The following is a 12,228-nucleotide window of genomic DNA, read 5'->3' as shown; positions in this document are numbered from 1 at the left end:
GAAAAAATGAACATCGTAGGACTGGAGTATCTTGTTTTTGGCGTCGACGACATGGCTGGCGCACGCCAATACCTGCACGACTATGGGCTCGACGAAACGGAATTCGACGAGCAAAAGGGTGGCATCTTTAGCGCGCTAGACGGGACGGGACTCATCGTTCGTCCGGCCGGCGACCCTTCCCTGCCACCGTTGCCGCCGCGTGCCATGACGCCGAGCCTTCGAGAAACAATCTACGGGGTCGCCGACATCAACACGCTCCAAAGAATCAAAGAGAACCTCGAGGCTGACCGCGAAGTCCGTGTCGATGAAGACGGTACGGTGCATTGCATCGACGATTCTGGTTTCGGGATCGCCTTTATGGTGACGCGCCGTCGCCCGTATGAGGCGCGCTACCTTGGCTTCAACGTTCCGGGCCAGCCCCCGGGACGTCGGCCGAACGACTGCGCTGCAAATCCCGACGAGGTCATCAAGCCGCGCTCGCTTTCACATGTGGTCTATTTCGTCGACGACTCTGCGCGAGCGGAGGCGTTCTATGCACGCCTCGGCTTTGTCGTCACTGACCGGTTCAACCATCTCGGTCCATTCATGCGCCCAGCCGGCACGCTCGATCACCATACGCTCTTCATGATCGAGCGTAAGAACGACCACATGATCGGTTGCAATCACTTCACCTTCCATCTCGGATCGGCGAGTGAGGTCCTTCAGCACGGCTGGAATTTCGTCAACAAGGGCTACAAGAGCTTCTGGGGACCTGGTCGGCATATTTTCGGCAGCAACTACTTCTGGTACTTCAATAGTCCGTTTGGTGCAGTGATCGAGTTCGATGCGGATATGGACTTACACGACGACACGTGGGTACCGCGCGATAGTGATCCGAATGCCGACGGTTCACAAATTTTTCTCTTCAACGCCCGCGAAAAATGGGCTCCGGGCGAGTGAGCGAAAGACACGATGACTTCCGAACGCCTGCTTTGCCATCTGGATGACATACCGGACGGCGGTTCTCGGGGCATGTTGCGTGATGGCCTCGACGACAAGCTTTGCGTAATCAGGCAAGCCGACGATGTCTTCGTCTGGCTCAATGACTGCCCGCATGAACATCGGCCGATGGAATACCGACAGGACCGGTTCCTCTCCGGCGACGGGCGACACATCGTCTGCTACGCACATTCGGCCCACTTCGAGATCCGCACCGGAAGGTGTTTCGCCGGACCCTGCGTGGGTACCTTTTTGAAGCGGGTTCCCGTGCGCATAGAGAACGGTAACGTCTGGATCGCAGCCGAGCTACCTTCAATTTTTGATTAGAGACGACACTTATCATGTTTCAATATTTTCCGACCAACTACGTGTGGAGCCTCTCCACGATGATCGCTCTAACTCATGGTGGCAACATCGGTGAGGTGGATGCAATGTGCAAGCCTTTGCTCGAAGCCGCCCGCGCTGGCGACGATTCCGGCACGCAGGCTTTCTATGAAGCATGGAGGTGTGGCGCGGACAATCTCATCGCGCTGGCTGACGAAGACCTTGGGAAGGGATACAAGCTTTCGGCCGGGGAAAAGCTGGGTCGCGCTGGCCTCTATTATGGCATCGCCGAGCGTATGCAGGCGCATGGTTTCGATGCTCGCCTCGCCATCTACAAAAGGTCGCTGGAGTTGTTCGACGAAGGCCGCAAGCTGAGCCGCGAAAACTGCGTACGCGTGGAAATCCCCTTCGAAGAAACGCATCTTTCCGCGCTTTACGTTCGTGCGGAAGGCGTAGCTGCGGGTACGCGCGCGCCGATTGTCGTGGTGATGAACGGACTCGATTCGACCAAGGAGATGCTCCAAAAAAGCGTGATGGGAACCATGTTCGCGAAACGTGGCTTGAGCGCGCTGTTTGTCGATCAGCCCGGCACGGGCGAGGCATTGCGGTTACACGGTCTGCCCGCTGTGCATAACACGGAGGCATGGGCGTCTCCGATCGTCGACTGGCTCGTCCGCCATCCGGACGTCGACCCCGCTCGTATCGGAGCCCTCGGTGTCTCGCTTGGCGGCTACTACTGTCCGCGAGCGGTCGCCTTTGAACCGCGGTTCGCCTGTGGTGCGGTGTGGGGCGCGAATCACGATTGGCGGGAGGTTCAGCAGTCGCGGCTCAAGCGTGAGGGAGAAAATCCGGTCCCCCACTACTGGAAGCACGTCCAGTGGGTGTTCGGTGCACAGGACATGGACGATTTTTTCGCGAAAGCAGAGCACATGCATCTGAACGGAGTGCTCGACCGCATCCGCGTTCCCTTCCTCGTGACGCACGGGGAAAAGGATCGGCAGATTCCTCTGAAATACGCGCATCAGACCTACGAACAGCTCGTGAATAGCCCGAAAAAGGATTTGATGATCTTCACAGCCCGGGAAGGCGGCGTTGAGCACAGTTCGCTTGATAACCCACTGAATGCGGGCAATCAGATCGCTGACTGGCTAGCAAAAACACTGGGCGGTTCGGTTGAGTGACCAGGCACCGCGGAACAATGAGGAGAATGACATGGCACTCGTCAATAAGGTCTTGGTGGTAGGCGGCGGCATCGGTGGGATGTGTGCTGCAATCCTCTTATCGAGGCAAGGCATCACGGTTGACCTCGTCGAAGCAAATCCACGTTGGGCTGCTGACGGCGCTGGAATAACGATCAGCAGCCAGTCGCTGCGCGGTCTGCGAGAAGTCGGAGTCGTGGACGAGATCCTTCGGGAGGGCGGGTCTTGGAACGTCGTGGATATCTGCGATGCAGACGGCCATGTCAGGACGACGTTTCCCATCGAGCCTTCCGTCGGCGCTGAAGACCTTCCGGGCGCGGGTGGAATCATGCGCACAACGCTTGCATCCATCCTGGGCCGCGCGACGCACGAAGCGGGGGTATCGGTACGTCTCGGCACCGGTTTTAGCGTACTTAATCAAGATGTTGAGGGCGTCGATGTGGCATTCACGGATGGAACCCGCAATCGTTACGATCTCGTGATCGGAGCGGACGGCGTGAACTCGGCCGTGCGCAAGTATGTCAAGCCGGATTTCCCAGGACCGCGCTTAACGGGGCAAGGCTGTTGGCGTGCAGTGGTACCGCGCCTGCGTACAAACTCGACCATGTTCATGGGTGCGACCACCAAGGCTGGCTTGAATCCGATAAGTGCAACAGAGTCATACCTGTTCGTGCTGGACAAGCGAGAAGGCCTTGAGTTCATCGAGGCCAAACGGTGGCCAAGCATGCTGGCGGGTCTTCTGGAAGAATTCGGTGGCGATTTGGGCGATCTGCGCAAACGGCTTCTTGACGGCTCCCTTGAGAACAGCCGTGTCCTGTATAGACCGCTCGCTGGGCACATGATCGCCGGGCCTTGGCATGCTGGCAGGATCGCGCTTTTAGGAGACGCAATCCACGCGACGACGCCGCATCTTGCGTCCGGCGCGGGAATCGCAATCGAGGGGGCGATCGTGCTCGCGCAGGAGCTCACTCGACGCCGTTCGTTGGAGGGAGCCCTAATTGGATACGCGGGTCGGCATTACGATCGGGCACACCTGGTCGTCTCGTCGTCGGGAAGGCTGGGACAAATCGAGCAAGAGAATGGCTCTAGAGAAGAGCATGTGCAACTTATGACCGAGACTCTGCGAGCGCTTCGGGAACCGATCTGAGCAGCGCGCTGCGCCGCGGCGTGTTCGGCAAAGTCCATGTTTTAGCGTCGAGCCGGTACACGAACGCAGCGGCACACGCAACCGTCAGGAGTTTCTTCAATGCACCGAGCTAGTCCTCAACCACAGTCCGCGTATCGATGGTTTCGTGAAATCAGTACGCAGTGGAAAGACAACGACGTCTACGGACATATCAACAATGCGGTCCACTTACTTGGGTCGATACGACAGTTGAACGGCTGGTTGATCGAGGCCGGGCTACTGGAAATCGGGCGAAGTCAAACCGTCGGGCTTGTCGTCAGCACCGCTTGTCAGTTTTTTGACGAGGTCAAGTTCCCGGATCAAGTCACGTGCGGTTTGCGCCTTGCCCGGATTGGAAACACCAGTGTCGTTTATGAGCTAGGGTTGTTTCGCAACGAAACTTCGACGTCTTTCGCGAACGGGAGCTTTACTCACGTCTACGTGAACGCCACGACGCGCAGACCGGTGGCTGTAACCGATCAGTTTAAGGCGGCGCTGAGCACGCTCGGATACCGAGCGCCATCTGAGTAGGCTTGGGGGTTCAGACCGGCCAGGGTTGTACCGCGTCTAGCCGCCTGATCGTGACGAGTGGCATCACGACCGTTTTGTCGAGGCCGTGCAGGAACGCATGCGCAATCTCAAGATTGGTGACGCGCTGGATGCCTCGACGCAGATCGGTCCCGTTGTCGATGCTAAACAGCTAGAACAGGACGAGCGTTATATCGAACTCGCTCGCACCGAAGGTGGTTCCGTGCTTGGCGGTGAATCAGTTCCTTCGGCAACCGAAGGATTTTTCCTGGCACCGGCTCTCGTGACCAACACGACCGCTGACGATGACGATCAACAGGGAGGAAGTGTTCGGTCCTGTCGCTTCCGTGTTCAATGTAGCGGATTACGAAGAAGCGCTTGCCGTAGCCAACGACTCGCCATTCGGCCTTTCCGCTGGCATCTGCACCTATGTCGCTGGCTCATGCGAGCCATTTCAAGCGGCACGTACAGGCCCGGTATGGTAATGATGAATACGCCGACAGCTTATTAGAGACTGCTTGCGACTTCAAATACTCCTTCGATCCGCCTACTTCGAGAGTGTTTCCAGAGCAATGTTCTTCGTCTTAGGCCCGAGCAAACCGATAGAGAGAATGACGAGTCCCATCGCGCAGGAGATGAATGTGAAGACACCTGTCACGCCGAATTGCTTCAGAATGTCTGCAATGATGAACGCCGAGAAAATGGCGGAGAGGCGGCTCCACGAATACACGAAGCCGACGGCACGCGCCCGGATGCTAGTGGGGAACATCTCGGTCTGGTACGTGTGATAGGTATACGAGATGATATTGCCCGACAGTGTGAGACAAATGCCCATCAGGATCAGCATCGTCGTGTCGCGGAACTGACTGAAGAGAATCCCGCACACGACGTTCACCACGCTCATCGCGACAATAATCGTCTTGCGCTCGAAACGATCCGCGATCAGCAATCCGATCAACGGTCCGATCGGCGCGGCAATCGCTATGAGGCCGGAATACATCAGGCTGTGAGTGACGTTGATGCCCTGTTTGATCAGCAGCGTCGGGACCCAGCTTGCAAATCCGTAGTAGCCGACGGTCTGGCATACATGGAAGATGATGAACATGATCGTCCGCTTGCCGAACGGCTTTTTCCACATGTCCCTGAACTTGCCGCACACAATCACGGCTTCCGGCGCAGCGGGCGGAGGAAGCGGGCGGCCGTATTCGCGCTCGACCTTCGCTTCGAGTCCGGTGAGAATCGCATCGGCTTCGGCAAGACGGCCTCGTTGAGCGAGCCAGCGCGGGCTCTCCGGAAGATTCAGACGGATGAGCCAGACGAAGACCGCACCGTGCGCGCCCAAAAGCACGACCCAGCGCCACCCTTCGAGCCCGAGAAACGTAACGGGCACCAGCAGGTAGGAGAGGAACGCGGCAACCGGTACGGCAGAAAATCCCACGGCCTGCGAAGTCGCGAAGGCGCGTCCGCGTATTTGCTTCGGCACCAGTTCGGAAATATAGGCACCGATCGTGATCAGCTCGACGCCGAGTCCGAGTCCTGCAACGAAACGCCAGAAATTCAGCCCGAGCGCTGTCGTCTGAAAGGCCATGATGGTATTGGCGATCACGTAGCCGATCAGCGCATAGGTGAACACTGCGCGCCGGCCGAACTTGTCCGCAAGCGATCCGCACGCCAGAGTGCCCAGAAAAAGCCCGCAAAACAGCGCCGCGATGAAACTGGCGATCCCCGTCGTACCGAAGAGGCCGTGCGTGGATTGCGTCAATACCCCGCTCTTGATGAGTCCCGGTGCGATATAACCGGTGTACATCAGGTCGTAGATCTCGAAGAACAATCCGAGACTCAGCATGCCCACCATCTTCCAGACCGATCGCGTAGCCGGAAGACGGTCCAGACGGCAACTGATCGTGCCGGCGGAAAGTTCGATCTTCGATTCGACCCGCGACGAATCGGTCGCGATCGTCGTCGCGCCGTTCGTCGGATACGGCATTGTTCTCGATGCGCTCATACATGTCTCCATTTTAGGGCTGACCGCCTCTTTTTGATCTCGATGTCTCGCGAGCGCCCGCGCTATCCGACCCGGCTCAGCGACTGCTTGTACTCGACGCCCTTGGCCACGTACGCATCGACGTTCCTGGACAGGTTCGCGATTTCTTCCGCGCTGAGTTCCCGCGCAACCTTCGCCGGCGCGCCGATGATCAGAACGTTGTCCGGAAACTGCCTGCCTTCTGTGACCAACGCACCCGCGCCGACCAGACAGTTCTTTCCGATGACGGCTCCGTTCAGGACCACGGCCTGAATGCCGATCAGACTGCCGCTGCCGACCGTGCATCCATGCAGCATGGCCTGATGACCCACGCTTACGTTGTCCTCCACGGCGAGCGGGTATCCAGGATCGCCATGCAGAACCGCGCCCTCCTGCACGTTCGTGTTCGCACCGATACGAATCGGTTCGTTATCTCCGCGCAGGACGGCATTGGTCCAGATCGTCGCACCGTCTTCAATATCGACCGCGCCTATCACGGTCGCCCCTTCCGCGATAAATGCGGATTCCGAAATCCGCGGAAGTCGTTCACCCAAACGCAAAATCGGCATAGCTGGGTCCTTTTTCTGCCTTCGTTCAGGCCGCTTCCGAGGCTTTGGCCTGCGACAGCGCCCCTGCTTTGTCGCTCGGATAGCCGAGCGACTCCAATACCTCCCGCGTATGCTGCCCGATGGACGCGATGGGACGACGAGGACCCAGCCGTGCACCGTCCAGCATCAGAGGCAACAGCGGCATCTTAGTTTGAGAGCCGTCTTCGAGCTCCAGATCTACGAGGCCGCCGCTATCCTGAAGATGCGGATCGTCGAACAGTTCCTCCGGCTTCGTGATGTTGGCGAACGGTACGTTGTTCGCTTCGAATGCGACGGCCAGTTCCTCAGGGCTTCGCGAGACCAAAGTGGCGGCCAGCGACGGGATGATCCACTCCCGGGATAACACTCGATCGTTGTTCGTCGTGAGGCTGACGTCACCGAGCAGGTCCTCTCGGCCGAGAATGCTGCAGAGCGCTTTCCATTGCCCGTCGCCGGTAGCGGCGATGAACATCTGATGACCGTCCGCGAGCGTGAAAACATCATAGACAGCCCAGGCGTTGATGCGCTCGGGCATGGGCGCGGCGGGTTTGCCCGTGACCACGTATTGCTGCATATGCTGAGCAGACAGGAGCACGCAGTTTTCGAACAGCGCCGACTGCACTTCCTTGCCCTTGCCAGTCGACGCGCGTTCATGCAACGCGGCCAGCACGCCGATCGCGCCGAACATCCCGCCCATGATGTCATTCACCGAGCTTCCCGCGCGCAGCGGACGACCGACCGGACCCGTCATGTACGCGAGACCGGCCATCATCTGCACGACCTCGTCCAGCGCAAGTCGCTTGTCGTAAGGGCCGCTGAGAAAGCCCTTGTGCGATACATAGATGAGCCTCGGATTCCTCGCCCGCAGCGTCGCGTAATCCAGGCCCAGTTCGGCCATGCGGCCCGGCTTGAAGTTCTCTAAGAAAATATCGGCGGTATCGAGGAGTTTCAGCAGCGCGTCCTGGCTATCGGCATCGGACAGGTCGAGTGCAATGCTCTTCTTGTTTCGATTGAAGGTGCGGAAGAAGCCCGCGCCCGCGCCGAGAAGACGACGCGTGTTGTCGCCCTTGAGCGGTTCGACTTTGATGACCTCGGCACCAAGATCGCCGAGAATCATCCCGCATGTCGGTCCCATCACCATATGAGACATTTCGACGACGCGAATGCCTTCGAGAGGAAGGTTGGTCGTTTGCGGTGTGTTCGCAGTGTTGACCTGGTTCATGACTGCACTCCTCGCGCGCTAAGTTGAGTGGGTACCGATCCGACGAAAATGCCTTCTCGCGCTATATATCCATAGAGGGGCGCTTGCGGCAACGCATCGGTCAGGGTGTCGCGGATGTCGAGCAGCGACGCGATATCGATGCCTGTCTCATAGCCCATCGCATGCAACATGTAGACGAGATCTTCGGTCGCTACGTTTCCAGTCGCGCCGGGCGCGTTCGGACATCCGCCGATGCCGGCGAGCGACGCGTCGAATTCGCGAATGCCGTGATCGAGCGCGACGACCGTGTTGGCGAGCGCGAGACCGCGCGTGTCGTGGAAGTGAAGACTCGTCACCTTGCCCTGCGCGACGGGCAGTAATTGGTCGAGCAGACGTCCGACATGCGCGGGCGTTGCGTGACCCGTCGTGTCGCCGAGTGCCACGACGTCCGCTCCCGCTTCGATCGTCGCAAGCGCGATGCGCACGACATCGCTTTCCAGCACGTAGCCCTGCAACGTGCAGCCGAACACGGTCGATAAACCGCCGATGAGCGTGACGTTTCTCCACGCCGATTTGCTGTCGCGCAAGTGTCGAATTCGCGCGAATTCTTCGATCATCGCGTCTGGCGTCTTGCGGACGTTGGCGAGGCTGTGCTTTTCGCTCACCGATATCGGCGCGACGATTCGATGCGCGCCGGCTGTGAGCGCATTCTCCGCGCCCTTGAGATTGGGCACGAGCGCGGTCACGACCAGATCCGGCAGCGTCAGCGCATGCGCGACCACTTCGGCCGCGTCGGCCATTTGCGGCAGCAATTTCGGCGGAACGAAGGACGCGACTTCGATATACCGGACACCAGCCTCGTAGGCGGCGGTGATCCAGCGCTTCTTCGCGTCCGTCGCCATCACCTGAGACAAGCTCTGCAAGCCGTCTCGAAGCCCTACCTCCTGCACGACTACTCTTTTGTTCGACTGCGTCACAATAAGTCCCTCGGTCATCCGTCAGCGGACAGGATGCCGAGTCGCGCGCAGCGTAACAATCATGCGGCTGCGATGGCTTCCATCGCCGCTGGCGATGGGCTGGAGGGCCGGTCCGTCAAGGACTCGAGGGCATCAGGGTTGATCCCATAAGGGTCTTCACTGTCAAAGCCGCGCTAACTCTGGCCTCGCTGAAGATGATCGAGAAAGCGTCGCGCCGGCAACGTCAACTGGTCCTGGCTTCTCACGCAGATCACGAATTGCCGAGTCGCCCATTGGTCGGAAAGCGGTATCGCTCGAAGATCGTGAGGACCGAATTGGGTGACGGCTTCCACTGGAAGAATGGCGAGGCCGAGATCCAATTGCACGAGGCGAAACGCCGCGTCGAAAGTAGACACGTTCGCGCGATATCGCAATTGCCGGCCGTGCTCGGCCGCCACTCGCCGCATGAGGCCGTTCAGTGCGGCATTGACCGACAAACCGATTTGCTCATATGCAAGCGTTTCCGCAAAGGAGACTACATTGCATCTGGCCAGCGCATGCTTGCTGTGCACCACCACGGCGAAATGATCGGATCGGTATGGAAGCGTTTGAACCTCGGATGCCCCGACGAAATCACGACAGATGCCGAGATCGGCGACGCCGTCTGCGACGCCCCGTACGACTTCCGAACTCACCCGCTCTTCCAAGATGACATTCATTTTCTCGTTGCACTGAAGAAACGACGCGATCTCGTCAGGGAGAAATTCGACGATCGAGGAGACGTTGGCCAGCACTCTGACGAGGCCTCTCACGCCACTCGAGAATTCGCTCAAGTCCGACTGCAGAATCTCCACCGAATGCATGAGATGTCGTGCGTGCCGCAACAAGATTTCCCCGGCCGGTGTCGGCGTGACGCCTCGCGCTCGCCGCAACAGCAGCGAAGTCCCTAATGCGCTTTCCATATCGGCAATTCGACGGCTCACGGCAGCCGCTGCGAGTTTTTCCCGCTCGCTTGCTCTTGCGATACTGCCTTCTTCGCAGACGGCGACAAACAATCGAAGCGAGGTCGGAACCGGCTGCCACATCGGTATCTCCTAATGGAACTTGGTTTTTAGGCACGCCCAAGGGCGACGAAAAAAGCGATGGCTGCGGATCTTACCCTTTCCGATATCGTACGAGCGGGCACAGTGAGGCGAGAAAGGGGTACGCGTTAGAAATATTACTGGCTTGAGCAGAAGTGTTGATTGGGTGACGCCCACGGCCGACGTACCATAAGGACGTGCGAACAAAGTTGGAAAGGCCGACTCCTCGGGCCGATTCGAAGTTGACGACCGGCAAGACAGATTTCCGTTGGCGATTGTTCAATATCCAGCATCCGGATTCTCAGGATGCTCCCGCGATTCGAGAGAGAGGTGGCGGCGGGAATTCGGACAGTTCGTTAAGTGGAAAAGCTGGGGCGTGAGTCGGTCATAATGGCCGGCATCAAGGAACCAGAAGATGACGAAACGAAACCGACGGACACACTCACCGGCGTTCAAGGCAAAGGTGGCACTCGCGGCGCTCAAGGGCGACAAGACGCTGGCGGAGCTGGCCCAGCAGTTTGACGTCCATCCGAACCAGATCACGGACTGGAAGAAGCAACTGCAGGAGCGGGTTGCAGATGTGTTCGAAGTGGGCAGCGCCGCGCCGGCGGCACCCCCAATTGACGTGAAGGTTCTGCACGCGAAGATCGGGCAGTTGACGCTGGAGAATGATTTTTTAGAAAGCGCGCTCAGCAAGGCGGGACTGCTGAGCGTAAGGCGATGATCGATCGTGACCACGCCCTGCCGGTGACACAGCAGGCTCGCCTGGTAGGCATCAGCCGGTCGAGCGCCTATTACCATTCGCGTGGAGTCAGCGAAGCGGACCTGAACTTGATGCGTCGGATTGACGAGCTGCACCTTGAGCATCCATTTGCAGGGGCGCGAATGCTGGCACGGCTGCTGCGTCGCGAAGGCATCAGAGTCGGACGCAGGCACGTCGGCACATTGATGAAGCGGATGGGCATTGAGGCGCTGTATCGCAAGCCAAACACGAGCCGCAAACATGCCGCCCACAAGATTTGGCCGTATCTGCTGCGCGACCGGAAGATCGACCGGGCCAACCAGGTCTGGGCGCTCGACACGAGCTATATCCCGATGGCCAAAGGCTTCGTATATCTGACTGCCGTAGTGGACTGGGCGAGCCGCCGGGTGCTAGCGCACCGAGTGGCGAACACGCTGGAGAGTTGCCATGCAGTCGAGGCGCTGGAGGAGGCGTTTGCGAAATACGGGTTGCCTGAGATCGTCAACACGGACCAAGGCAGTCAGTTCACCGCAACCGAATTCACCAACGCGGTGCTCGCCCGGAACGTTCTTTTATCCATGGATGGAAAGGGTGCCTGGCGTGACAACGTGTTCATTGAACGGGTGTGGCGCAGCGTCAAATATGAAGAGGTTTATCTGAAAGCATACGACTCGGTCGGGCACGCTCGCCGCTCGATCGGCAGTTACCTTAACTGGTATAACCAGAATCGACCTCATTCGAGGCTCGCCGATCAGACACCGGATGAAGCATACTTCGCCACGCTGCCAGCGATAAAATCGGCAGCTTGATTGCCTCAGCGATTCCACTTAAAACTCGCAGATCCTGTCTGAACGAACGAGGCCACCTCTATCGCACTCACGCGTTGAATCACGGGCGGATCGTTGACGGCGGTCCACGGATTGCCGGCCAGCTAGCGCACGTCCACCCACCAGGTGAACGCGGCGCGCAGCGCCCGCACCGCGTAGCGCTGCGACTCCGCAGAGAGTTCTGTCGAAGCAAACGGTCGCCAGCGCGGCGAATGCCGCGCAAAGCGCTCGCCGACGAAGCGCGGATCGGGATTTTTCAGAAAATCCTTGTACTGTAGATCGTCAATTACAAAGTCCGCCGGAACGACAACTATCTTGTCCGGTCGACGGGGGTAATTGTCGCGTCAATTAGCCATAGTTGTCGTTCCTTCAGGTTCGGGATGGGGTAGTTGTCGGCGCCGGGCAGTCTTGTTGTCGTTGGCGTTGCGACGGCGGTAACTTTCGACGTTGAGTTCGAAGATCGTCGAGTGATGTACGAGCCGGTCGATGGCGGCGACCGTCATGGCGGGATCGGGGAACACATCGGTCCAGCCCGAGAAGGCTCTGTTGCAGTAAGGCGTTCCGCTATGATGTGCGGAAAGACACAAGACTGGAAGCTCGATGAAGACGTTGAATC

12 protein-coding genes and 1 pseudogene are annotated in these 12,228 nt (G+C 58.8%); 7 read left to right on the top strand and 6 right to left on the bottom strand.

The window, feature by feature from the left end:
- Positions 1-6 precede the first annotated feature (6 nt).
- The 6 genes and pseudogenes from AB6804_RS28135 to AB6804_RS28110 all read left to right on the top strand — a co-directional run.
- Positions 7-939, top strand: a complete 933-nt coding sequence (locus tag AB6804_RS28135; protein WP_370889235.1) for a VOC family protein — start codon at positions 7-9, stop codon at positions 937-939.
- A gap of 12 nt (positions 940-951) precedes the next feature.
- A complete protein-coding gene (locus AB6804_RS28130; protein ID WP_370889234.1) occupies positions 952-1,305 on the top strand; it encodes a Rieske (2Fe-2S) protein in 354 nt (117 codons plus the stop codon).
- A gap of 14 nt (positions 1,306-1,319) precedes the next feature.
- Complete coding sequence (locus AB6804_RS28125; RefSeq protein WP_370889233.1) at positions 1,320-2,483, top strand: alpha/beta hydrolase family protein; 1,164 nt, start codon at positions 1,320-1,322, stop codon at positions 2,481-2,483.
- A gap of 31 nt (positions 2,484-2,514) precedes the next feature.
- Positions 2,515-3,648, top strand: coding sequence for an FAD-dependent oxidoreductase (locus AB6804_RS28120; RefSeq protein ID WP_370889232.1), 1,134 nt, complete (start codon positions 2,515-2,517; stop codon positions 3,646-3,648).
- A gap of 99 nt (positions 3,649-3,747) precedes the next feature.
- A complete protein-coding gene (locus AB6804_RS28115; protein ID WP_370889231.1) occupies positions 3,748-4,197 on the top strand; it encodes an acyl-CoA thioesterase in 450 nt (149 codons plus the stop codon).
- Positions 4,197-4,699 (top strand): annotated as a pseudogene (locus tag AB6804_RS28110) (aldehyde dehydrogenase family protein); the annotation flags it as partial. The gene AB6804_RS28115 and the pseudogene AB6804_RS28110, both read left to right, overlap by 1 nt.
- Positions 4,700-4,741: 42 nt before the next feature.
- Here the strand turns inward: AB6804_RS28110 and AB6804_RS28105 are convergent.
- The 5 genes from AB6804_RS28105 to AB6804_RS28085 form a co-directional block, all read right to left on the bottom strand.
- Positions 4,742-6,199 carry an MFS transporter gene (locus AB6804_RS28105; protein ID WP_370889230.1) on the bottom strand — a complete coding sequence of 486 codons (1,458 nt, stop codon included), beginning with the start codon at positions 6,197-6,199 and terminating at the stop codon, positions 4,742-4,744.
- 62 nt (positions 6,200-6,261) lie between these two features.
- Complete coding sequence (locus tag AB6804_RS28100; RefSeq protein WP_370889229.1) at positions 6,262-6,786, bottom strand: gamma carbonic anhydrase family protein; 525 nt, start codon at positions 6,784-6,786, stop codon at positions 6,262-6,264.
- Between the two features lie 25 nt (positions 6,787-6,811).
- Positions 6,812-8,026 carry a CaiB/BaiF CoA transferase family protein gene (locus tag AB6804_RS28095; protein ID WP_370889228.1) on the bottom strand — a complete coding sequence of 405 codons (1,215 nt, stop codon included), beginning with the start codon at positions 8,024-8,026 and terminating at the stop codon, positions 6,812-6,814.
- Positions 8,023-8,982 carry a hydroxymethylglutaryl-CoA lyase gene (locus AB6804_RS28090; protein ID WP_370889227.1) on the bottom strand — a complete coding sequence of 320 codons (960 nt, stop codon included), beginning with the start codon at positions 8,980-8,982 and terminating at the stop codon, positions 8,023-8,025. The genes AB6804_RS28095 and AB6804_RS28090 overlap by 4 nt, the downstream gene beginning before the upstream one ends.
- 173 nt (positions 8,983-9,155) lie before the next feature.
- Positions 9,156-10,046: a LysR substrate-binding domain-containing protein gene (locus AB6804_RS28085; RefSeq protein ID WP_370889226.1), complete on the bottom strand. Its 891-nt coding sequence runs from the start codon at positions 10,044-10,046 to the stop codon at positions 9,156-9,158.
- A gap of 412 nt (positions 10,047-10,458) precedes the next feature.
- Between AB6804_RS28085 and AB6804_RS28080 the strand changes: the two genes are divergently transcribed.
- Positions 10,459-11,594 (top strand): IS3 family transposase gene (locus AB6804_RS28080; RefSeq protein ID WP_370889225.1). Its coding sequence is split into 2 segments (ribosomal slippage): positions 10,459-10,723 and positions 10,723-11,594, totalling 1,137 coding nucleotides; the frame shifts between segments, so codons are not numbered across the junction.
- Between the two features lie 362 nt (positions 11,595-11,956).
- On the opposite strand, the gene AB6804_RS28075 is transcribed toward AB6804_RS28080, so the two are convergent.
- On the bottom strand, positions 11,957-12,228 hold a 272-nt coding region (locus tag AB6804_RS28075), incomplete at its 5' end, for an ATP-binding protein (RefSeq protein ID WP_370889224.1).

Source organism: Caballeronia sp. RCC_10 (genome assembly GCF_041360715.1).
Classification (GTDB): domain Bacteria; phylum Pseudomonadota; class Gammaproteobacteria; order Burkholderiales; family Burkholderiaceae; genus Caballeronia; species Caballeronia grimmiae.
Note: the sequence above shows the minus strand (reverse complement) of the source record. Positions and strands in the feature narration are given on the sequence as shown.

Coding starts and splice junctions, on each gene's coding strand:
- AB6804_RS28105 (WP_370889230.1), bottom strand. CDS start 6,199: ATGAGCGCATCGAGAACAATGCCGTATCCGACGAACGGCGCGACGACG.
- AB6804_RS28130 (WP_370889234.1), top strand. CDS start 952: ATGACTTCCGAACGCCTGCTTTGCCATCTGGATGACATACCGGACGGC.
- AB6804_RS28120 (WP_370889232.1), top strand. CDS start 2,515: ATGGCACTCGTCAATAAGGTCTTGGTGGTAGGCGGCGGCATCGGTGGG.
- AB6804_RS28115 (WP_370889231.1), top strand. CDS start 3,748: ATGCACCGAGCTAGTCCTCAACCACAGTCCGCGTATCGATGGTTTCGT.
- AB6804_RS28095 (WP_370889228.1), bottom strand. CDS start 8,026: ATGAACCAGGTCAACACTGCGAACACACCGCAAACGACCAACCTTCCT.
- AB6804_RS28125 (WP_370889233.1), top strand. CDS start 1,320: ATGTTTCAATATTTTCCGACCAACTACGTGTGGAGCCTCTCCACGATG.
- AB6804_RS28100 (WP_370889229.1), bottom strand. CDS start 6,786: ATGCCGATTTTGCGTTTGGGTGAACGACTTCCGCGGATTTCGGAATCC.
- AB6804_RS28085 (WP_370889226.1), bottom strand. CDS start 10,046: ATGTGGCAGCCGGTTCCGACCTCGCTTCGATTGTTTGTCGCCGTCTGC.
- AB6804_RS28135 (WP_370889235.1), top strand. CDS start 7: ATGAACATCGTAGGACTGGAGTATCTTGTTTTTGGCGTCGACGACATG.